At 40.2% G+C, this 23,301-nt stretch carries 19 protein-coding genes; 16 read left to right on the top strand and 3 right to left on the bottom strand.

Annotated elements, in window-relative coordinates; all coding sequences use genetic code 11:
* Positions 1-185: 185 nt before the first annotated feature.
* Entirely contained in the window at positions 186-1,136 is a 951-nt protein-coding gene (locus FNW02_RS33965) for an RNA polymerase sigma factor, RpoD/SigA family (RefSeq protein WP_191761929.1), read from the bottom strand.
* A gap of 443 nt (positions 1,137-1,579) precedes the next feature.
* The gene (locus FNW02_RS33970; RefSeq protein ID WP_191761930.1) at positions 1,580-1,792 is read right to left on the bottom strand and encodes a hypothetical protein; all 213 of its coding nucleotides are present in this window, start codon (positions 1,790-1,792) and stop codon (positions 1,580-1,582) included.
* 590 nt (positions 1,793-2,382) lie between these two features.
* Between FNW02_RS33970 and FNW02_RS33975 the strand changes: the two genes are divergently transcribed.
* The 15 genes from FNW02_RS33975 to FNW02_RS34040 all read left to right on the top strand — a co-directional run bounded on the left by FNW02_RS33975 (position 2,383) and on the right by FNW02_RS34040 (position 17,341).
* Positions 2,383-2,850, top strand: coding sequence for a hypothetical protein (locus tag FNW02_RS33975; protein ID WP_191761931.1), 468 nt, complete (start codon positions 2,383-2,385; stop codon positions 2,848-2,850).
* Positions 2,822-3,229, top strand: a complete 408-nt coding sequence (locus FNW02_RS39220; protein WP_225226113.1) for a hypothetical protein — start codon at positions 2,822-2,824, stop codon at positions 3,227-3,229. The genes FNW02_RS33975 and FNW02_RS39220 overlap by 29 nt, the downstream gene beginning before the upstream one ends.
* Positions 3,223-5,958 carry a helicase HerA domain-containing protein gene (locus FNW02_RS40305; protein ID WP_431356839.1) on the top strand — a complete coding sequence of 912 codons (2,736 nt, stop codon included), beginning with the start codon at positions 3,223-3,225 and terminating at the stop codon, positions 5,956-5,958. The genes FNW02_RS39220 and FNW02_RS40305 overlap by 7 nt, the downstream gene beginning before the upstream one ends.
* 46 nt (positions 5,959-6,004) lie before the next feature.
* Positions 6,005-6,451, top strand: a complete 447-nt coding sequence (locus FNW02_RS33985) for a hypothetical protein (protein ID WP_225226114.1) — start codon at positions 6,005-6,007, stop codon at positions 6,449-6,451.
* A complete protein-coding gene (locus tag FNW02_RS33990; protein ID WP_191761933.1) occupies positions 6,420-7,145 on the top strand; it encodes a hypothetical protein in 726 nt (241 codons plus the stop codon). The genes FNW02_RS33985 and FNW02_RS33990 overlap by 32 nt, the downstream gene beginning before the upstream one ends.
* The gene (locus FNW02_RS33995) at positions 7,145-8,200 is read left to right on the top strand and encodes a hypothetical protein (RefSeq protein WP_191761934.1); all 1,056 of its coding nucleotides are present in this window, start codon (positions 7,145-7,147) and stop codon (positions 8,198-8,200) included. Before FNW02_RS33990 ends, FNW02_RS33995 begins: the two co-directional genes overlap by 1 nt.
* Positions 8,201-8,926 (top strand): hypothetical protein, encoded by a 726-nt coding sequence (locus FNW02_RS34000; protein ID WP_191761935.1) that lies wholly within the window; start codon positions 8,201-8,203, stop codon positions 8,924-8,926.
* Positions 8,923-10,422 (top strand): hypothetical protein, encoded by a 1,500-nt coding sequence (locus FNW02_RS34005; protein WP_191761936.1) that lies wholly within the window; start codon positions 8,923-8,925, stop codon positions 10,420-10,422. Before FNW02_RS34000 ends, FNW02_RS34005 begins: the two co-directional genes overlap by 4 nt.
* Positions 10,419-10,757 (top strand): hypothetical protein, encoded by a 339-nt coding sequence (locus FNW02_RS34010; protein ID WP_191761937.1) that lies wholly within the window; start codon positions 10,419-10,421, stop codon positions 10,755-10,757. The genes FNW02_RS34005 and FNW02_RS34010 overlap by 4 nt, the downstream gene beginning before the upstream one ends.
* Positions 10,754-11,572 carry a hypothetical protein gene (locus FNW02_RS34015; protein WP_191761938.1) on the top strand — a complete coding sequence of 273 codons (819 nt, stop codon included), beginning with the start codon at positions 10,754-10,756 and terminating at the stop codon, positions 11,570-11,572. The genes FNW02_RS34010 and FNW02_RS34015 overlap by 4 nt, the downstream gene beginning before the upstream one ends.
* 196 nt (positions 11,573-11,768) lie before the next feature.
* Positions 11,769-12,428, top strand: coding sequence for a hypothetical protein (locus FNW02_RS34020; RefSeq protein WP_191761939.1), 660 nt, complete (start codon positions 11,769-11,771; stop codon positions 12,426-12,428).
* A gap of 149 nt (positions 12,429-12,577) precedes the next feature.
* Complete coding sequence (locus tag FNW02_RS34025; protein WP_191761940.1) at positions 12,578-13,714, top strand: hypothetical protein; 1,137 nt, start codon at positions 12,578-12,580, stop codon at positions 13,712-13,714.
* A 275-nt stretch (positions 13,715-13,989) separates the two neighbouring features.
* Positions 13,990-15,696 (top strand): type IV secretory system conjugative DNA transfer family protein, encoded by a 1,707-nt coding sequence (locus FNW02_RS34030; RefSeq protein ID WP_191761941.1) that lies wholly within the window; start codon positions 13,990-13,992, stop codon positions 15,694-15,696.
* Between the two features lie 15 nt (positions 15,697-15,711).
* Positions 15,712-16,113, top strand: coding sequence for a hypothetical protein (locus FNW02_RS34035; RefSeq protein ID WP_191761942.1), 402 nt, complete (start codon positions 15,712-15,714; stop codon positions 16,111-16,113).
* Entirely contained in the window at positions 16,106-17,341 is a 1,236-nt protein-coding gene (locus tag FNW02_RS34040; RefSeq protein WP_191761943.1) for a hypothetical protein, read from the top strand. The genes FNW02_RS34035 and FNW02_RS34040 overlap by 8 nt, the downstream gene beginning before the upstream one ends.
* Here the strand turns inward: FNW02_RS34040 and mobF are convergent.
* The gene (gene mobF / locus FNW02_RS34045) at positions 17,338-21,657 is read right to left on the bottom strand and encodes a MobF family relaxase (RefSeq protein WP_191761944.1); all 4,320 of its coding nucleotides are present in this window, start codon (positions 21,655-21,657) and stop codon (positions 17,338-17,340) included. The genes FNW02_RS34040 and mobF overlap by 4 nt on opposite strands.
* 593 nt (positions 21,658-22,250) lie before the next feature.
* Between mobF and FNW02_RS34050 the strand changes: the two genes are divergently transcribed.
* Entirely contained in the window at positions 22,251-23,282 is a 1,032-nt protein-coding gene (locus FNW02_RS34050; protein WP_191761945.1) for a ParM/StbA family protein, read from the top strand.
* Positions 23,283-23,301: the final 19 nt, after the last annotated feature.

The raw sequence follows: 23,301 nt of genomic DNA on the forward strand, positions 1-23,301 counted from the left end.
ATACCCGACGTTGGGATTTAGACCAGCCTTGTGGGTTTTCACCAGGGCGCAAGCAGGGGCGATTACAGCGAGAGCAGCGCCAGTCGCAGGATTCTTTGATAGATGTGGCAATTTCTTTCCAATCTTTAGGGTAGCGGGTTCGACTCATACAAATATTTGCGAAAGCAACAACACAACAAATCGCACTAATTAATAAGATGCTCTTTGATATTATCTCGATGACGACGAAGAATAGTCATTGCTTGATGTTCAATTTTAACAACTCTTTCTCGACTCAGTTTAAGACGTTTTGCAATTTGGTTCACGCTCATTGGGCGCTCATCCCCCAATCCAAAACGTAGAGTCAATACTTCTCGTTGCTTTGGATTGAGCAATGCTAGTAACTTGCTTAAGTCCTGGTACAAAAACTCTTGATTGATTTGATCCGAGGGAGAGTTCTCAGGTATAGGCAAGATATTGATTAGTTCAGTTTCTCGTTCGGCTCCCACTCGCATTTCCAAAGAAACTGGATTTTTCGAGACATTTAGAGATTCCCGAATTAAAGAAGGCTTGAGTTTTAAAGACTCCGCAATCTCCGTCACAGTTGGACGACGACCTAGTGATTGAGACAGTTCTCGCTCTTGGTTCTTGATTTTATTAAGTCTTTCATTGAGATGGATGGGCAAACGAATAACGCGAGATTTTTCCGCAATCGCTCGTGTGATAGCTTGAGTGATCCACCAATAAGCGTAAGTCGATAGTTTATAACCACGATTGGGATCGAACTTCTCGATACTCCGTTGCAAACCGAGTGCCCCTTCTTGGATCAAGTCGGGAAACTCTAGATTACGGTTTTGGTACTTCTTGGCGATTGAAACCACCAGCCGTAAATTAGCTATCACCATTTTTTGCTTAGCCCGTTGCCCCTGATTCAGGATTTGGGTTATTTCAGCTTCGGTTTTGCCCAAAGTTGCTGCTAATTCCGAGTTGGTTGGTTGTCGGTTTAACTGTTGTGCTTGTTGCTCTGTTGCTTGTTCAATTGCAATCATCTGTTGTACTTCTCTTGCGTATGCAATTTCCTGAGAGGGAGACAGCAGAGGATAACGACCGATTTGCTTGAGGTAGGAGTGAACTAGGTCGGAAGTTGCGGTAGTCATACTTTTATTGATTGCGGTGGATGATTTCTAAGTTTTTGATAAAACATTAGTTTGTCTCAATGTTTTATCAAAAAGTTAAACGCCAATAATTTAAATACTTCGATATTTGATGTGAGTATCGAAGGTTAAATATATATTATTTGAAAATCCGATCAAGTAAATATAAAAAGCTGCGCTGTATTGAAATTTAAGTTTGAAACCAGATAAGTAATCTTTATTGTCTGAACGAGAGAAATCGCTACATTTTATTGAGTTTGAGCTAGGAAGTCAAAGGTCAGAAGGACGAATTTAGTAGGGGATTCAGACCGCAAGCTCCACGAGAAGTAGCTAGAAGGAAAAAGCAAAAGTGGAGAAGGTTTACCTTCTCCCTCAATTTCCCCAGCAGCAAGAGCTTCCCTTGCCCTCCTTTTCGGTCACTCGACATCTATGTACGTAGTTGTGGATTAGCTTGAAGCTCGGCACTTAGCAATAACTTCCATTGCTTGCTTTTGATGCTCAGGGATAGCTTGAATGGCAGATATTAAAAACTCCCTCATAATCTGAGTTTGGCTCTTTCCAACTGCTTGGGAATAGAGTTTGATAGCAGTAACTAGTTCGGACTCTATCCTAACAGTGACATTTGTCAAAGTTGATTCATATACTCTTTTGCGACCCATTAATCTTCTCCTGATTTAGTTAATATCGCAATAACTATCATTTGTGATTAACTTAATATTTAAATTCTATCAGATTTTCTATTAATATTTGGTTTAAACACCTGATTTGCTGAGCCAAATGTGCATAAAATATCTTTCATGACTTTTGATAATTTCTATGAACCATCGAAAAAAGAGAAAACTTCCACTCCCAATATATTTGGATGAATTTGAGCGACAAAAGTTGGAAACGATAGCAGAATCCTGGGGTGTGAACTTGTCTAACACTGTCAAACGGCTAATCAGAGAGAAGCTAATTAAGTAATTTCAGTTAATTAGGAAATTTTTGATGATAGTTAATAACTTAATGCGAAATAAATTGAGAGAATATTTCCGAGGAATTCCACAATTTAATACTGTTGTGATAACATTGGGCTGTTACTAACAGTTTTGCTAAATTCTGATAAAAAGTTCAGAAGCTAGCAAAGGTCATTAGGTAAAAAACAAAACTGTTAATTGTACAAAAGCAATGCTAGTTTGTCAGCATCAAAACTAAAACACTTCCCTTTGTGAGTTCGATCTCAAACATTCAGATAGTTACCTGATTTAGCATGAAAAGAGGAGCAATTGTTTTGGCATATAATCAAGTCTCTGATAACCATCCTGTACAAAAATCCCCGGTTCAGATTTTCACCAAGATTTTAGGCAAGTGGGGACGTAAATACCAACACCATATTTACGCTATTGGTACTACTATGATTGTTTCAGGGCAAGCAATGCCTGCTCATGCATTCGGGCTATTTGATCCAACTCAAATAGCCCTGACGTGTATGTTTGGTGGTGCCGCGGCGCAAGGCAATGCTTTGATGAACGCCCTGCCAGCAGTAATTAATGCAGCAATCACGGTTATGCTGTTTGTTTATTTTGTGGCAAGTGGTGTGAAAGTAGCTAACGCAATCGGGGATGGGCAAGAAATTACCCAAGTAATTCAACAGCCTGTTGGCGTTTTCTTTGTGACTCTCGTTTTGTTTATTGCCCAACAAATCTTGTTTGCAGATATTACAGCCGCTTGTACTTAAACCACATATACAGGTCAGTGTAATTGCATTGACCTTCTTTTTTGATATGAAAAACAAAAAAGATTTAATCCACATCAATCAATCCATCGGTAAAGCCGCGCCAATTGGTATCTTTACAGGGTTTCAATTTGCTGCCTCTTTGATTTCACTTGGGATTGGTTTTTTTGTAGCATTCCTGTTCGGGGCAGGAATGATTTGGAGTATTTTAGCTGGGATATGGCTAGCGATAACTATATTATTTTTATCTGGTAAAAACCCTCACCTATTTTGGTCTAGGGTTTTTCCTATAACTCCTTTGTGGGTACGCGGTTACGTTAAGTATGACTCTGCTCAGAATAAGAAAAAAGCTGGTTCTCGAAAGGCTCCCAAATCATGGTAAAGTCCACAATTAAAAAAAATAAAAAGTTAAGTCCTTTTGAAGATTCTTTAGACTTGACTACACTTGTCAGGCTGAAAAAGTCAGGCTACGTAATTGGAGCTTATTTACTTAGTAAAAAACAGGTTGGCGATGCTAATAACACTTTACAGTTAATCTTTGGATATACTTGCAGGGGAATTCACCCATCATTTAATTCCTCAAAGCAAGTAGAAGCAGTTGCTTCAGCCTTTGAAAATGGCTGTAAGGAAATCCCACAGGGCGAAAGAGTTACTTTCCGCTGGAGTTCATTTTGTACCGACAGTGATATTGAAGAACGTTATCAGCACCGTCTAGAGCGTCCCGTTTCTAATGAAAGTGAGTTTTTAGATTATGCTCAACTAGCTAGAACCCAAGAGTTGATTCGCAATAAACAGCGCAAGACTATTACCTTAAGCATTTATACTACCTTTACTGTTAAGCCGGGCTTAACTGAGCCAGGAGATCCTATAGACAGGGCTATTACTAAACTCTCTAACTTTATCCAGCGCAAGTTTACGCCCACTGGTGCAAGTGAAATCACCAACAAAGTTTTAACACAAATTTTAGAAAAAGCAATCAACATTTCCCTAAGATATCAGCAGATATTGTCTGGAATGGGTCTGCATCCCTCGCCAAAAAGTGAGAAGCAACTTTGGAAGGAATTATCCAGTCATATTGGTTCAATACCGACTAAAGTTCCTCACACTTTAGTTTTTGATGAGCAAGGATTAACAGAAGAGTTTAATGAGTCTTCTACATCGCCTCATCAGTATATTGATCAAACTCATGCCGTTTCTATTCTGCTGAACAATGGTGTTCCTTATGCGGATCGTAAGTGGGTCTGTCTGTCTACTCATGATGGTAGTAAAAAATATGTTGGTGTGATGACACTTGCTCAAAAGCCGGAAATTTTTCAGTCTGTCACTGAGCAAATCTGCTTTTTGTGGAACGTTTTTTCTCGTGATATTATTCACGATATCGAAGTGATCACAGAAATTAGCCCAGCCGATCAAAAGATGGTCAGAGTTGCCCAGCAATTGATCACTAAGCGATCGCACAACACCGCTCGCTCCAACAGTAAAACTATTGATGTTTTATCACAAATTAATGTTGAGCGCTCTGTTGATGCTCAAAAGCAACTATACACTGGTGATCTGCCGGAAAACACCGCACTCATCGTCTTGGTTTATCGTAATAGCCCTGAAGAAATTGATGATGCTTGCAGGTTGATCTGTGGTTACGTTAACCAGCCCACGGAATTATCGCGTGAAACCCAGTACAGTTGGTTGATTTGGCTAGAAACTTTGCTATTAAAGCAAAAGCCACAGCTGACTAGTCCATACAATCGCCGGACAACTTTTTTCACTAGCGAGATGATTGCAATGGCTAATGTTGTTCAAAGTGCTACGGCCGATAGTAGAGGGTTTGAATTAATTGCTAATGAGGGGCACTCTCCAGTCAGTATAGATTTTTCTAAAACCAAGAACCTGATGATTCTGGGTACAACTGGTAGTGGAAAATCAGTGTTAGTTGCTTCAATCATTTCTGAGTGCCTGGGCTTAGGGATGTCGGTAACGATGATTGACTTGCCCAACGATGATGGCTCAGGAACTTTTGGAGATTTTACGCCTTACTATGGAGGTTTTTACTTTGATATTTCTAGGCAATCCAATAATCTCGTTCAGCCCTTAGATTTATCAAAAATACCATTAGAGCAAAGAGAGGACAGGGTAAAAGCTCATCGCAGTGACGTCAATTTAATCCTTTTGCAGCTAGTGTTAGGGTCGCAACAGTTTGACGGTTTTCTTGCTCAAACTATTGAGTCTCTGATCCCTCTTGGTACAAAAGCTTTTTATGAAGATCCTGAAATTCAATCTAGGTTTGCAAAAGCAAGATCAGGTGGACTGGGTTCTACTGCTTGGGCTAACACTCCAACTTTAGTAGACATTGAAAAGTTTTTTGTCCCAGAACGCATTGATTTGGGATATGAAGACGAGAATATAGATAAAGCGCTCAAGTATATTCGCTTGCGACTTCAGTACTGGAAAGCTAGCTCAATTGGTGATGCCATTTGCAAGCCTTCAACCTTTGAAACTGATTCTAAGCTCATTACCTTTGCTTTAACCAACTTGCAATCAAATAAGGAATCTGAAGTGTTCGCTATGTCTGCATATATTGCAGCTTCTAGACAATCATTATCTTGTCCAAATAGTGTTTTCTTTATGGATGAAGCAAGCGTGTTGCTAAGGTTTCCCGCATTTTCTCGCTTGGTTGGACGTAAATGCGCTACTGCGCGGAAGTCTGGATGTCGTATTATTATAGCTGCTCAAGATGTAATTTCAATAGCTAGGTCAGAGGCAGGTGAACAAATATTACAAAATATGCCTTTGAGGTTAATAGGAAAAATAGTTTCTGGTGCTGCCAATAGCTTTAATGAGTACCTGGGCATTCCTATTGAAATTATTCAGGAAAACGAAAATTTTGTACCGGACACTCAACAGTTGTACACATTGTGGCTGTTTGACTATAACAAAACTTACATCAAATGTCGTTACTATCCTTCGTATCCTTTACTGGCCCTAGTTGTTAATAGTCGGGAGGAGCAAGCTGCACGCGATCGCTTTAAGTTACAGTATCGTGATAAGTTTGATTGGCTCTTACACTTCTCTAAACATTACGTCTCTTGCATCAAGCAAGGCAAGCCATTATAGAATGACTCTGGAGGATAATTAAGTGACTTAAATAAACAAGATGAAAATGATGTTTAAAAAAGCTGCGACCATTTTACTTAGTGGTGTTTTAGTTTTCGGTGCTTATAAGCTAATTAGTGATAATCAAGCTAAAGCAGATGCTCAATTAATAGAGAGGGCTGAACAATGTGAATTTCAAATAGGAAAAGCTAAAAAATATGTTAGTTTAAGCCCTAGTTTAATTAAATTAATTAATGAAAAGGTTGCTAATCCTAAACTTGCTCAACCTAGCGCGGCAAGAGGTTATAAGGAAGGTCAGGAATATCTGTTAATTTCTGAAAAATTCCCGAAATTAGATGTAACTAAACAAATTCCACAAGTTTTAGCAGTTCGGTCAAAATCTTTTGATTTTCAAAATAAGCAAGTAATAGTTTCTTCCGACTGTACCCCGGAATCATTCACTGTTAAATTAGGAGATTTGTATGAAGTTTTCCAGACAGTTGATTATTATTAGTAGTGTTTCCGTTGTTTTTGTTGGTACAACTATTCCTGCTGTTGGGCAAACTGTACCATCGTTTTTAACACAGTTCCAACAAATATATCAATCTTTGCAAAGACATGTGGAAGCTTATAAAGAGGAATTTACACAAGCATGGGGAGAGCTTGGAGAGGAGTTAACAAAGGATATAAATTCAACTGTCGGTGATTTGGGAATACCTGATCCTTTAGATGCTGGTAAAAAGATTAAAGTCACAATATCGAAAAAAGATACAGATTTACTTGAAACTAATCCTAGCGCTCAAGGGAATGCTGCTGTAATTGATTGGAATGAACAATATAGCCGTGGGCAAGCACAATCTATTTTGGGTGCTGAGGGTCAACGGGTTCAAGCACAAGAATCAGAAATTTCTAATGATGCTGCTGTTACTTCCCTTGATAACGCTCAAGCTGCACAAGCAGACGTAATTACTCAAGACATCTTGAAAAAGATGGCAGTACAAAATCTTCAAAGCGCAGTAATAACTAAATCAATACACGCAGAGTCACAAAAACAATCACGCGCTTTAGCCACTGCCAATATTAATTTAGCTGATATTTCTAGTAGCGCTAATGAACAAGCTAGAAAGCAAGAGGCTGAGTCTAATGCGACCGCTAGAGAAATTATTAGATCTGCTGGTGCTATTGATGCTTTTTGGGAGGATCAATAATGTTTTTAAATTATTTATTTGCTCAATCAAATGGTCAGCAACCAGGAGAAAATACAGGTACAACGATCGCCCCTGAAATTTTAGAATCCGTTAATAAAGGTTCTGAAATGATGATTAATTCTTTCAAACAGGATTGGTCAAGTTTTGCTAATGGACAAGCACCAGTATACACGGCTGTAGTAGCTACTTCTACAATGGTTGCTGTTGTTTTAATTAGCTGGTGGGGTTTAGGTTGGTATAGTAAATTTTCAGAAGAAGGTTTTTCGCCTGATGTTATTAGCGAGACTATTTATCCTTTACTAGTAATTTTAATGCTAACTAATAATGGCGCAATGTTAGCTAGTACATGTTTGGCGTTAAGAAATACCACAGTAACATTAAATAGAAGTATTTTAAGTATTACTAAAAACGGTGTTACCATGAAAGATGCTATAAGAATGGTAAATAGTGATCAATCGTTTGTTTTAGCAACGCAAACAATGTTAGCTGAATGCGACAAACTTGCCGGAATAAAAAAAGATGAAAACGGAAACATTATCAATAAAAAGGAACAATGTAAAAAGGAGGCTATAGAGCTATCTAGGCAAGAAGCAATAAAAGCTAGAGAAGCTAAAAAATTAGGTTCTGGTAGTGGCAGTTGGAACCCTTGGGATATTGGTGCAGAAACTATAAACAATGTTGTCCAAGGTGTAGTATTTATTATTTTAAACGGCATGGAAGCTGCATTTCAGTACATCCTTCAATTATCTTTTTTACTAACTGCTTATGTTTCACCCATCTTTCTTGTTTTGTCTTTACTGCCAGTAAGTAGCAAAGCTATTTATGCATGGCTATCAGGATGGCTTGCTCTTACTTTAATCCTTATCTCTTATTCGATAATTGTCGGAATAGCTGCTAGTGCAATTGTTGATGCTCCTTCTACTAATCCTTTACTACATCAGCTGATTCAAGCCATTTTCTCTCCCTTGCTAGCTTTAGCAATAGGTACTGGTGGTGGTCTTTCTGTTTTCTCTGCCATCACTGGTAGTAGTAAATTTGTTTTAGGTAAAAGATAAATGAGATTACTAGAAAGAAAAGAACTAAACTTTACACCAATTTTTTTGATAGGTAATACTGTACTTGTGATTCTTCTACTATTTATTGAGTTACTTAATTTCTCCCGTGTTGGTAGGATTGCCGAATCAAAAGCGCCTACACTTGTAGAACTTGGGAATGGCGAATCTATCAGAGTATCGTCAATAAATAATTACGAGCGTTCGCCTCAAGCAATCACATATTTCGTCGGACAAACGATGACGGGTTTACTGAGTTGGAATGCAGTTCCAGTTTCACTTAATGAATATAGCCCAAATACCTCCGACAAAATAAAGCTTGATTCTGGTGTCCAAGCTGGAGATCAGAAAATCACAACTACAGCATGGTCAACGGGATTTGCTTTATCTGAAGATTTTCGCGCACCATTCCTTAAGGAGATTGCCAAACTAACACCTCCAGACGTTTTTAACGGCACAACTCAATCAATATTGAAAGTCAATCTTTTTAGTGAGCCTAAAAAGATAGGACAGGGTAAATGGTCTATTGACATGGTTGCTGAAGTGATTGTGTTTCAGGGAAACAATATGGTTGGTTCACCCATTGCATTTAACAAAACAATTTTTGTGAGGGCGATAGATACTCCAATACTTCCTCATATTTCATCCCAACATCAGCAAACAGCCTCTCGTGTTCGTCAAGCGGGGATGGAAATATATAAGATTCAAGATTTAGGATTAAGCAAATGACTCAAGCAATCGATACTACTGAAGCTGTCAGTAATACTACAATTGAAAATACCACTGAAGTTAGTAATATAGATACGAACGACACATCTTCACAGAAGAAGAAAAAAGATTTTGCGGCGATGAATGGGGTAAATAGCATAAAGCCTCAAGAACCTATTACTCAGAACAAACAAGAAGAAGTTGAGCCGGAAGTATTTACTACAACTCGGCCAATTTCACAAAATCCTTTAATCAAAATGGCAGTGGTTGGAGGGGGAATACTTTTATTCATTGCCCTGATTGGCAGTGTTATTAATAGTTCTATGTCTGCTTTAAACCAGGCTACGACTAAAACTGGTGAGCCAACAAAAACTGAAAACGTATCCCAAGAGCCGCAAATTGTTGACGAAACAGGACAGACAAAGACAGCATTGGCTTTGACTAGTCAACAAGAAAAGTTTGAAAAACTTCGTAATCAAAAGGCGCAAGCTCAAGAACAACAAGCAGTTCCATCGCCCAAACCTGTAAATGTTGCTCCTCCTCCCCAACCAAGGGCTATACCTCAACGGCAACCTATTGCCGTTCGTTCTATTCCTCCACAACCTAAATTAGTCGCCCCCCCTAGAATCCCACAACCACAGCCTAAGCCTGTTGCAATTTCTCGCTCTATTAAGCAGGCATCTGTTTCTAAAATTCAGTCTCAAACCGTAGACCCTGTTCAACAGTGGCAAGCTGCTGCTCAGATTGGTAGCTTTTCTAGTTCTAGTGTTGAGGATGAATTACCAGGCGTTGACGGAATAAAGGGCGGTACTGGGCAAAGCTCAGAAGTGCCTGACCAGGACGCATCACAACAAGTAGTTAGTAATCAAGAAGTTGATTACAATGCAAAACGTGTACTCGTAGGGAGCAAGACTGAGGGTCAGCTAGAAACTCCCATCACTTGGAGTCCTCAAAGTTCAAGTGATGTAGCTCAGAACTATCTGATTAAAATATTGAAACCCCTTAAAGCTGCTGACAATAGTGAAGTTTTGCCGATAGGTTCTTACCTTGTAGCACAGTTGAGTAATTCAAACTCTTCAGGGTTTGTGCAACTGCACGGTGTCGCAGTTTTAATTAACAAGAATGGGCAAACTCAGCACAAACAGTTACCTGAAAACTCTGTTTTAGTTCTATCGAAAGAAGGCAGCTTCCTTAAAGCTCAGTCCCGCAAAGGTAGTAATGTTGGAAATTCTTTAATGTCCGCGGTAATTGCAGGCGTTGCGAAAGCTGCTGAAATTCAGAATCGTCCTAGCAGTCAAATAACTACTACCTCATCAGGTATTTCCACTAGTAGCACAACCAATGGAGAAAAGGATTTGCTGTCTGGATTTGGTGAGGGTGCATTTGGGAATGTCCTGCGAGATATTCAAGCATCCAACCAAAGACAAGTTAGTGAATTGAGTTCTCAAGACAAAGTATTTGTTATAGATGCAGGAAAGACGGTTCAAATATTTATTAATCAAGGAATTTCCTTATGACTCCTGAAGAAACACAAAATCATCAAGATTTAATTGATGATGCTTTAGAGCTAGGTATGTTCCTTATTTTGCAACTTGATGAGAATGAAATTGAACTAAATGGAGCACGTTTACTAGCTTGTTTTGATAATTCTAACCACGCTAATAAGTACTTAAGTAAATTGAAAGCATTAAATTTTAAAAACGTATCGATTGCCTGGAACTTTGCAAAAGATGGAGGAGAATATCTAAGGAGTTTAGATCAATCACTATCAATCAAAAACAAATTGAGTCCTCTACTTGTAAAAATTAAATACTTGTTAAGTGGAATTTGCCAAAAAATCAATAATATATGATAAAAAAGTTATTTACTATTACAGCATTTTTAGTTTTAGCTAGTGCCATAAAAGTATCTGCTATGCCTGCAAGAGTAGTTTATTCTCAGGATATTGATTCTAACTCAGTTGAATTAAAAATCGCCAAAGGTTATGGATTAACAGTTGATTTTATAGCTACGGGCGAAACAATTAAACAAGTATGGATAGGAGATCCAAGCCGCTTTACTTTTACCTCAAACGGGAATTTATGTTCAAAAGGTGATGACCAAAATTGTGAAGGCTCAAAAGCTACAGTTTTGTTTATCAGACAAATTAAGCCGATCTCATTTCCGAATATGACTAATAGTAGTGACGGCAGTACACAAATTACCGTCATTACTAATGGTAATGATGGTCAAAAGCAGTATCAATTTAAATTAACTCCTGCTATGGGTCAACCATCTTACACTAGCCTTGTAATTAAGCCGGATTCAGAACGACCGGCGCCTCTTTTATTGGCTGAAAAGCCAGCAACCGCAACTACTAAAAAACCTGATATTCCTCAGCAACCAGTAACTTCTGCTAGTAATCAAAGCGTGACTGCTACTAGTAATATACCTGTTAAAATTTTGACTCTAGCTAATCCAACACCAAGAGATGATGCTAACGCTGTAGTTGCTGGGCTGGCTGTTGCCGCAAGAAACGGTCAAATTAAACCAAGCACAAACGCCTGGAATAAAACTCAAGATGCCATTAAGCTATTACGTCAGGGCAAGAGTAGAGAAGAAGCTATTTCTCGCTCTGGTATTTCAGCACAAGTCTTTAATCAACTACTTCAGTGGGGACAACAATGAGTTTGTATCCGAAAAACACTTATAGAATAATGGTTGTTTTTTGTTTAATGTTTCTTTTACATCTATTAATACAAATAAGAAGGAATCCTGATGTTAAAAATTCTCCGATTTTAATTGGGATGGTGACAATAATAATTTTATTGCCAGTACATACTCATTACGATGAACAATTGACGAAAGATTTTTTTAACCCCAGATGAACAACAAACTTCAACCATTACTAAGCTTTTTGAAAGCTGGAGATAACTTTTCTGATTTCTGGCTGTTTAAAGAAAATTATTTAATTGATATGTTAGCGACTTATTTAATGCTATTAGTAAGCATCACATTTACTTTGATTAATATAGATTTACGTTCTCCTAAAACATACTGGGTTTTGTTTGTTCCAGTGCCAACCGCAGTATTGATACCAATAAAAAATCGTGCAGAGAAAGAAACTCAAGAGAGATTTGCAGAAAAACAAGAAAAGCGCAGAATCAAAGAGCTATCACAGCCTTTAGCCTGTAAAGGTTGTAATAGCTTCGATTTTTCTCAAGTTGATGATTTAGAATATGCTTGCAAATTATATCCCCACGGAATTAAAGATGATATATGCAAAGACCATCAAACTTTAGAGTCATGGCAGATAGTTTGGGAAATACAAAGAGATGTAAGAATTAAAGCGCATAATGAAGCAGTTGAAAGATTAAAGCCTGTTAGACCTCAAGTTTGCGAGTCATGTTTGAATTATCAAGGCGTTGATGAAAACTTGGAGCTAAAAGTTTGTTGGTACTATCCTAATGGAGTTGAAGGTAATAAATGTCAGAAAAAATCTGACGGCAGATTGAGATTAAGTTACTTATTTGGGTGGAGATAATATTTAAAAACTCATTCTAGCTAGCACATTTTTGTTTGCAAGTATCAGTGTTTTGTTTCCCCTAACTAGTCATTATATAGATGAGGAAGCTGAACACTACTAAACAATACTGATTCAACAAATTTAAGTCAGTCAATTTGGTAAAATTAATGTTCATACAAGTTCCCGTAATTGCTCAAATTCCCACAATCACTTATACCCAAAGTAAATACCAAACTCAAGCACCAGACTGGTCAAAGATTACTTGGGATACTTTACCACCAGTACAACAACCGGGATATTTAAAGATTCCTCAAAACCTCATATCAGTATTTGGTTATGACCCATCACGAGAGTGGTCGGCAGGACAAAAAGCTGATTCCGTGGTGATGCTAGGCGATATTGATGATGCTTTTAAAACTAGTTCTTTCACTCTTAAGCAATTATCTACGATTGTCCCAATCAATCCAAAACTCACGCTTAAAGATATTGGACTGATGCAATGGCAAACACCGTTATCTCTACTTCAGGCAATCCCTGGAATTGGTAATCTTAACGCTAACCAAGTTCCACCTATAGCAGCAATTATGTCCAGAGGGAGCATGGGTAGGGGTAAAATATCACGCTTAATTGCTTCAAATCCTGAAGCTGCCAACACTCCACTAGGTAAGCTTGATTTAGCCAAGTATTCTACTGAGTCAATTCCCGGACTGATAACTACACCTCTAAATAAGTTTCAAGGCTGGCAGGGTAGTTTTGTTAACCAAGTTCCAGGGTTGAGCCAAGTGCCTTTTGATCAGATGCCCCGCAAGATTGATTCTGGTATTGGCGTTGTTGGTATAGCATCTGTAGTACTTGGGCAGGCTGAACGAGGTGACGCCAAAGTGGCATCTAATTATTTTATTTCTGGCAGCGTCGTTAGGGGCGACCGCACTGTTCCAGTGGCCTGCGATTCTGGTAAAGAATGCCCATATCTGGAGTTAGGCGATTTCTCTGGTTCTAACGGAACCCTTTACGGTAAACGCTGGGTATCTGGTTCCTCGCAGCAGGTAAAAGGCGGCTACGGTTTTTTAGCTGGAGTTAACGGTGGTAAGGAACCAACTGGGCGGCTTGTATACGGTAATGCCTTTAAAGTAGTTCTCACAAATATTCAGGAATCAAAGGGCACTGCTGACTTTGGTTTGTTCTTCCGAATCTGTGCTAGACCGCCATTCATGCAGAAAACTTGCACTCCTTATTTTATTGGGCCCGTTCCTTGGTTTTCTGTCAAAGAAAATGATTTGGTTATAGTTGGAGGCGGTCGGTGAGAAAAGAGAGCAGGGGGAGCAGGGGGAGCAGGGGTGGCTGGGGGAGCGAACCTAGAAGTAAACACACACGCTTCAGCAAGGACGTATTGTTTCTTGCGCTACGTGTCTCGAAACAAGTGTTTTTTGTTTTTTTCCTTTTAAAAAAGGAGGCTTCTGACCACTTGCGGAGGGCAGTTCTCCCCCTGCTTCCCCAGCCCTCCTTTGCGGTGAGCAAGCCTACCACGTCAGAGCAAGCTGACTTTAGCCAACTTGTACCGACCGAGCTGGAGTCTATAATGTTCTCCCCCGCTGGATTAGGTTTGATTGCTTGCGTTCTTGTTATTGCCACAGCAAAATTTCTGGAAGCCTTGGGCAAAAAAGCTAAACTGGCTACAGCCCGGTGGGGTAACAATATTGATTTAAGAGCCGCGAGGAAGCTAGCATGTCTGCAAATACAAAAGCGCAAACATAATAGAGTTTCCTTATTTATTGGCAGCCCTAAAGGCTTGTCTTCTGAAGTGGTCAAAGGTGAGCGGATAACTCGCATACCTGAAGACCCAAAAGTTTTATACTTACCAGAAGCCCAGCGAGGTATTTTAGTTTGTGGCGGCCCGGGTAGCGGTAAATCCTACTCTGCGATGAACCCAATTGTTCGCTCTGCTATTGACCAGGGACTACCCTTGATCCTATACGATTTCAAGTACGCACAACAGGAATCAGCAACAGCTAAGGGTAAAGGACAAGCGCCCGTCTTGGCTGGCTATGCTAGGGAGCGGGGCTATAAAGTGACTGTTGTCGCCCCTGGCTTCCCTGAATCAGCAATAGCTAATCCTCTAGATTTCCTCCGCAGCAATGAAGATTCAGAGATGGCCCGGCAACTTGCTGTCACAGTTAACCGTAATCTCAAGCTCGGCTCTGAAGATTCTAGCAATAGCTTTTTCACTAATGCTGGGGATCAGCTGGTACAAGCAGTTTTTATGCTGGCGAAAGGGACGAAATACCCAGACGTCATGATGTGCCAAGCTATCTTAGGTCTGCCCAAGTTAGTGCAACGTTTGCAAAATGCAGACCTAAATTTCTTAGTTAAAGAGGCGTTTTCACAATTTGTTTCTGTTGCTGGTAGCCCAGAAACAGCAGCGAGTATTGTTGGTACTGCAAGCGGACTTTTCAGTAGATTCATGGTTCCTTCTGCTTTAGCTGCTTTTTGCGGACAGACCAATATTCCCTTGGATCTCAAGGGACGCCAAATGGTGATCTTTGGGATGAACAAAGAAAAGCGTGATGTAATTGCGCCATTGTTAGTTTCTATTCTTCATCTTTTAGTAAGCCGTAATGTTGCGCTCAAACGCACTCACTCTCTTGTTTTATCTCTTGACGAACTGCCTACTTTGTATCTACCTGCTCTGGTCGATTGGCTCAATCAGAATCGGGAAGATGGCTTAATATCAATACTTGGCTTGCAAAACTTATCCATGCTTGAAGAAGTTTATGGAGAAAAGACTACTAATGCAATTTTTGGGGGCTGTGCTACTAAGATTATTTTCAATCCTCAAGATGATGTTGCCGCTGAAAGATTTAGCAATTATTTAGGAGATGAAGAAGTTCGTTACAAACTGCGCTCACGTTCTTCTGGTGGAAAAGGGGGAGCAAGTAATTCTATCTCGGATCAAATTAGTACACGCAAACTATTTTCTGTTAATCAGTTTAACAATCTCCCTGAAGGGAAAGCAGTTTTCATTAGTCCAGGTTTTAGATCTCGTGGTGAAACAAACTTACCTATTTTATCACGAATTAATATTTCTGATAACGACCCCCGCAATGGGTCAAAAGCCGAGAAAAAAAGTACAACGGCTTGGTATCAATGCCAAAAAGAACTTCGAGGTATATCAAATCTTCAAATGGTAGGAGAAGCCGAAATGAATCAACGACGAGCAGAGGCAGAAAAACTCTTGTCTTTGCTTAGTAAGAAAGATAGAATTAAGCAGGAAGCAGATGAGATTTAATCAAGGAATCTGACCATGAATATCTCTGATTACGATCAGCAACTTATTGATAAATTGCCATCCCAGATAGCAGCGCTAATAGACAAATATTTTTTCGAGATTATGAATGTTGCTGACAATTGGGAAAATCCTTGTTTGCCTGATAATTACGTGCCGAATGAGATTGAACTTTATACCTCTGAAGACCTAGAAAACCCGATTATTTCTATTTCTAATGGCGTTCTGGAGCGATATGCTTTTCCCAAAGAAGGCAATAATTGTTTGACTTCTACGCTCATGTTTGATGGAGAATTTGTGTACATTGAAATTGAAGGTAAAGAAGTTTTAAATAAGATGGGTAACGTTCCTTTTCCTGAGATGATTATCAACCCTGTTAGTCTCATAAACTCATTATTTGCAGGACGAAGCAATGATTGAAGATGGCAAGGCTAAAGACTTACAAAGAGATTATCTAGATATCCTAGATTCAATAATTAAAAAAATTCAGGTGAAAGCAAAAGAGAATGAAAGAGGTACTCAAGATATACATATCTTTTCTGGCCCCGCCAAAGTCTACCAAGCGTCTCCCGGCAAAGACCCTACTAGAAATTTGATAACGCCTGAGACGGTTGATGCTCTACAAAAGGCTTTCTCTGACCCAAAGAACACTCAAGGCTCTATCGTTATCAAGATTGGGTCAGAAAAAGTTTTTCAAGTTAAAAACCAAAAACTTGAGGTAGATAAACTAGGGCTTTCTGAATCTCTTGCTCAAGCTCAAAAACCTGTTGTTCCAGTTGAGCGAGAAGAAGGAGAACAAGTTAAATATCAGGTCTACAACATACCCGCTCTTGCGGAGCAAGTAAAAGAGTTACAGCAAAAGGTACAGTCTCAGGAATCACAAACTCCAGACGCTATTGCTAAACTTACATCTCAAGTTGATGAACTTGCCAAATCTCTAGAGAGACAGCAGGAGCTTATAGAAAAAACACAATTAGCATTGTCAAAACTTGAACAACGCCCAGCCCCCTCTCAAAACAGCAAACTTCAAAACTGGATAGGTAAGATTGAGTCAAAGGTCAAGGATACAGTCAAAGATTGGGTTGACAAAGCTAAGGATGCTATCACGCCAGAAACTACAAAACTCAAAAACCAAATTGAAGACTTAAAAACTCAGCTAAATCAACGGGTTGATAACCTAAAATCAGAAGTGCGAGCGCAGACTCAAACCCTCAAAGGTAATTTTAACTCTGCGGTAAATGATGTTAAACAAAACATTGATGACGGGATTAGCAACGTTAAGACAGAAATACAAAATACTCGCCAAGAGTTTACTAAGTCTATCAGTAATGCTAAAAGCGAAGCGATAGACCAAAGCGTTAAAGCCCTTTTAAGGCACTTGGGTACTAAAAATTCAGACGGTTCTTTAAGCTATACGAGCAAAAGCTTTGACTTTCAGCAGCAAGGTGGAACTGTAACAGTTAAGGCGAAAAATGGAGATACAGTTCTTCAGGATGGTGCTTTGTCTACTGAGGTTTCACCAGAACAAATGCAAGCGCTTGATAAAGTGCAGCCTATAGTTGATAAGCTAGATGCTGCTGAACAATCAGAAAAGTTAAACGAAGTTGAGTCAGAATCTCAAGCGCAATCTAGGGGAATATCTCGTTAATGTCTCAACCGTATTTGTTCTGATTGGTCTAATTCTTCTTTGTAGTCTGCTACTCTTTCAATAATTTTCGATTTCATACTTTTCATCACCCCACGAATGACCTTCATCTGCTCAAATTGAGGGTCATTTTCTTGATGGGGCTTTTTAAAATAACTCATAACTTCAAGTACTAAATTACCTAACTCCTCATTGCTCATCTTTTCAATCATTTCTGATACTTTTAATTCCATCTCACTACTTAAAACTTCTTTCTCCTCTTCTAGTTTCTGCTTCTTTGATTTCTCCAGGATCTCAGCTTGTTGTTCAAGCAATACTTTCCTGACCACCCTCAACCCTTGCGTTTGGAGGTCATCTTCGTTTTCATGCTCTTTAAAATAATCTGCTATGTACAAATCCAGCTTCGCCAAATCTTCATCCCTCATCAATTCCAACTGCTTTCTAAATTTCTCTGACATCGCAATCGCATTAGGCGACATAGTGGCCTTGACTTCTAATCTTTGCTGCTGCTCTTGGGGAGTTACTCGCTTGGGTAGTTCTTCTTCTGAACGCAAATACTTCATGTCCCTAATCCAGCGTTTCCACTCTGATAATTTCATTGCTTGGTGACTGAGCTTTTCATAGGCCAGTCCCCCTTGTGCCACGATGAAATCATCAGCCCCTTTCTCAGGGCCTATAAGATCTACGACGCTGACCGATGCCCCTACTTTCTTTAGTAGTTTACCTGTTGTAGATATAGCCGATTCAATGTTTTGCTTCGTTTCTGGCTTTGTTTCATAATCGAAACAGAACTTGATTGAGCGCCCTTTGGTTGCAAAGGGCGCCAATTCTTGATGCAGATGTGCTTCTCCCTTAACAATAGTGCCATCCTCCATCACAGTTTTTTCACGCCGATAACCAGTGGTAATTCCTGGTAATCCAATCGTTGCATGACCCTGGCTTAGTAGGCTAGCTGCTTTTTTGGCCCCTTCAGTGAGCGTAATTGGTATGTTATGCTTCCACACACAATACCAGAATCCACTAGCGCGCTCGCTCAAAGATGGTTCGACCCCAGCTTTTTTGTAAATCTTGTCTGCAATGTGTTCTGGCACATCCAGTAGAAAAATGCTCCCTTCTACTTGTGGCGGGTGTTCATACTTAATAAACTTGCCTGGTTTATCCGCTTTCGCTCTTGGGTTATTTGGTTTCAAGCATCCCCAAAGTTTTGATTGCGGTTGTTGCCCCGGCTCCAGATGAAGAAACGAGCGTGGATCTACCCCCGCACTACACCACCAACCACCATGATCCAAGTGAGCATAAGTATCTAACCATTTCTTAACTAATACTCCTGTATTGATCCGATGAGCTTTTTCATCAAATTTTTCACTATACAATAAACGCCCCCAGGCTTCATGCTGTCCTTCTGCTACGTCGTACTGGAGAGTCTTGAAATTGAGCTTTGCTATGTCTGGGTGAATTGCACTCTCTTCTACCAACTCCAACCAATGTTTTGCTTCAATGTGATTTGGTGCTTCTGTCTTTTCAGGTGTCCAAAAAGCAACTGTTGGAGGAGGACTTATGAGGATGGGGGCTGAAAAGTCCACTGTCCCTTGCTTACGGTTTGGTACACCAATAACTTCTGTCCCAGTTTGTTTAACCTCGACTGCTGGGCATGGCATCTGTTTTGCAGCTTTCGGCTTGGGTTTTGGACTTTGAGCTACATCTACATCTATATTGATAAAGATTGCCGTAGCTTCGGGAAATTCTGCTTTCTTTTGCCTGACTTGCTGCCTTAATAGCTCTAATGCATTCTCCTTGGCTTTCGACTCTTGTGCCAACTCCACCAAGCGCGCTGGATCTTCGGTATAAATTTTTAGTTCATGCCTGGCTCGACTGGCAGCAACATAAAAACTTTCTTGCCCAATGGTATGGTCTGCCGAAATCAACACATGATCCGCAGTCTTCCCCTGGCTACTGTACGTTGTACTCACAAGCGCATAGTCTAAGTTTTGCGCTTGGGATAAGCTGATGGATTCGCTACGATCACTGTCAAGATATTTAATCTCGGCTTGACCACCAGCGATCGCCGCAACTACAAATCCTTGCCCATTACGCCTTTCTAGTTGGCGATCGTTTTTCTTCCATTGCAGATGATCGCCCACCGCAATTTCAATCTCTTGTCTTTGGTATACGGCTTTGTCAAATGCTGTATCGACTTCTAAATGCTTGCCATCATCACTTTTGAGAGTTAAAGAGTCGGTAGTTTGACCTACCACTTCATACAGTTGGCCCTTGGTAAGTCCACGCCGTTTGTAATCGCGTGTCGGCATGACTACATCCCCAATTTCAAAGTTATGGGCAAACCGCATCTGTACTTTTGATAAATTCTTGGTTTGTAATTGGGTGATGGTTGCAATTTCTCCTAAAGTTCCCTCATCTTTGAGATGAGAGCGAATGGCTTGGGTAATGGAGAGTCTTTCTATATTTGTCCCGGCTAATACAAGGGTTTTGGCTCGTTGCTGTGGTGTCGCCGCCATATAATCACTGGCTATAGCTTCTGCTTTTGATTCTGCATCTACAGTTTTTATCGAGCCATTTGCTAATAAACGCTCAAAACCCGCTTCTATTCTGCCATCGGCAATCAAATCTACTGCCAGCTTCAGTTCTGGGTCTTTCTGCCTTAAAGACTCATTCATGTATGCGGTTTCAATTCCCGCCTGTTGCAAAGATTTAAAAGGGTTGCCTGCTTCTACTGCTGACATCTGCCGAGTGTCACCGACTAAAATCACTCTGGCTTGTTCCTGGGTTGCCCGTTGTAGCAGCGCATAAGCATCCTTTGCACTTAATAAACCAGCTTCGTCCACAATCCAAACTTGATTCGGTTCTATTAGGGGTGGTGGTTCAGTTACAAGTAATCTCGCAACAGTTTCCGATTGAACCTCTAACTCTTGACTCAATACTTTGGCGGCTGCTGAACTGGGGGCAAAGCCAATGATAGTGTATCCCGCATCAGTTGCTAGCGCTTTCAATTGGGAGAGCGCAAAAGTCTTACCAGCCCCAGCGACACCTTGCCACGCTATAAATTGGTCAGATGTTGTTGCAGCTAGTTGTACCGCTTGGCGCTGTCCGGTGTTGAGAGAGGTTTTTTCTAGATAACTCTGTGCTACCTCCGGGTGTAACATTGGGTTAACTTTCCCTTGACCATCGGACATCAGTCCAATAGTAGCAATTTCTCGTTTGACCGCATCCCATGTAGTGTATTGTCTCTCTAGTCCTGGTAAAACGATTAATTCTTGATGCTCTCTAATCAGTGGTTCAATCGCTCGAAGATCAGTGGCTAAACGTTCCTCTAGGATGAATTTTTCCAAATCCTCTTGTGTAAACGCTACATTCCTCTCGTTGCAATGAGCGATCGCATTATTCAGGGCATCAATCAGACTTTTTTGCTCAACTATTTCATCCGCTTGCTGAGAGCTTGGCTCTCCCCCTTTGACGAAGGTAAGACCCAATGCCGCAACTTCTTGTTGCCACAGCGATTTTAATTCATCCTCTGTCACCTTTTGCTTACGTTGTCTGGTTTGATCCCAGATTTTCTCACGTTCTGCCCAAGTTGAATTAGCACCAGATGCAGCTATAATCTGTTGTCGCCGTTTAGAAAATGCCTCTAACTCCTGTTGTTTGAACCCCTTAATCTCAAATTGTCCATGCTGACGCTGCTCTACCTCATACCCCAACTTCTGGACTTCACGCGCCAAAAAGCTTTGGTATGTCATCCCCAGGAATTTCTTATTGGCGAATATCTCCGAATTGCCCAGGCTCAACCACCTACCATCAGGTGTTTGCGTCATATTCATTAGCAGACAGTGTGTGTGCAGATGTGGGTCTAATTCCCGACTTTCGATGTGGTCAAATTGGGCGACGACCAAATTACCAGTCTTAACTCTATGCCTGCCGTTATCATCTGTCACTCTGGTATAAACGTAACGCTGCTCTATCAGTTGCAGCACTTCTTTCAATGCCTGATGGTGAGCATCGATTAAACGAGCATCCCCACCTACTAAAGCCATCAAGCTTACACTTTTGGGCGCAGAAAATGTACAGTCTAACGCTGCCCTGCGTTCTTCTCCTTTTCCTTTAACTACTCTGGCATTTAACTGTTCACTCCCCTGGGGCGATCGCCCTTCGATGACATTTTTAAAAGCATCTTCGTTATCGATCTCTCCCGACAAACCCAATTTCTCAGCCCCTTGACCACTCCACCGCGACTTTCCCTGGTGGTAGTAGTTCTTGACGAAGTAATTTACCGCCATTTCAGAAGAAACATTAGCAGCTGTTAGCATCGCATCCCAACTCCATTTGCAAGTCGAGATCTACTTACTCTGGTCAAGAAACTCTGGTTATTTTCTCTGAAGACCAAATAATCACTACTCTTGTACCTATTGAAGTCAAAGTTAATCACCGTTATCAAACAGAAGTAAGTTTGATGACGAGTCAAAAAGTTTTGGAGAGGCTTGGACTTCAACAAATTTTTTATTCATTCTTGATGATGACATTTAATATAGCAAATAACTCGAAAAACTTTCCGCCAAACTTGGCGTACTGTGCGTCATAAAATCAAAACATTATTTTGCAATAAACTAATCATAAAAAATTTCTATTTGACGCACATTTGACGCCAAATTGCCGATAAAGCGACGTGAATGTGACGTAAATTTGACATAGTTTAGCCGCAGATGTGACGCATTATTGACGTATTCTCATTAGCAGAAATAAATTGACAATACATAGCTATTTTTTGTCATATAATATTTGTTATTGACGACTATTCGACTGATGATTGACGAGTATTTGACTCCTGATTGACGTAAAGTTGACGCATTCTATATTTGACGCATAAGTGACGAGTATTTGACGCATAAGGAAAATTAAGTTGATGGCAGATTTGACTTTAGGAGTAGATCCGGGAGGCTCTGGTCTCAAAGGATTTTTTACTTTAGATACTTTCAAACCTGAATTGATTTTAATGGAGCCAGAAGTAGCTGTTGTACCGCTTCACAGTCTAGAAGCTTATGAGCAAACCAAGATTGGCAACTCTTCACCTGAAAATAACGCCTGGATTGAATATAAAGGGCAACATCAAGCAGTGGGTTTTCTAGCTAGGAAAAGATTTTATGCCGATTTACAACTACAGAAACGCAAGTTTGAGCTAGCACTTCCTAAAGTCTTAGCAATGGTTGGTGCGATCGCTGAGAAACATGAACTACCTAATGGGTCAACAATCAAGTTAGGAATTTTACTGCCTTGGGGAGAATATCAGGATAGAGATTTGTTTAAGACATTAGTCACAGAGGCTCTTGCTAATTACAAATTCCGGGGTCAGCCCAAATCTTTTTTAGTAGAGTCATTTATTTGTTTGCCTGAAGGTGGGGGAGTTTTAAGCAGAGGACGCCCTCCTGGTTCTAGCCTTAAAGACCAAACAGTAGCAGTTGTAATGCTTGGTTATCGGGATGCATCTATATTGTTGGTAGAACGTGGTGAGATGTCTGTTGGACGTACCGAGTCATTAGGATTCGCCAAGATGGTTGATAGAGTTAAAAGTCAAACTTCCGCGTTAGACCAGCACAAACTGGTTACAGCTATGTGCAAAGCTGGTAAAAATGTCTCTGGTAAAGCTTTAGAGTCATTGGTCGTATCATTAGATTCAGCTTACAAAAGTCATGAACTATCAACTATCCGAAAAGCAATCTCCAACGCTAGGGAAGAATACTGGATGATGCTTTCACAATGGCTCAAACTTCATGTCACGCGCTCTGCTGATGAAATTATTGCTGCTGGTGGAACCGCGAATTTTTTTCGCTCTGAGCTGAATGGCACTAAGAAAAGCTCTAAGCTATGCTCCATAATGATTACAGGCATTTATGCGATTAATGAGTCAAGGAGTAGCAGCGATCGCGATTTTTTGTAGGTGTCGTGAATATAGGTGC

The sequence above is a fragment of the Komarekiella delphini-convector SJRDD-AB1 genome (assembly GCF_014831675.1).
Lineage (GTDB): Bacteria > Cyanobacteriota > Cyanobacteriia > Cyanobacteriales > Nostocaceae > Komarekiella.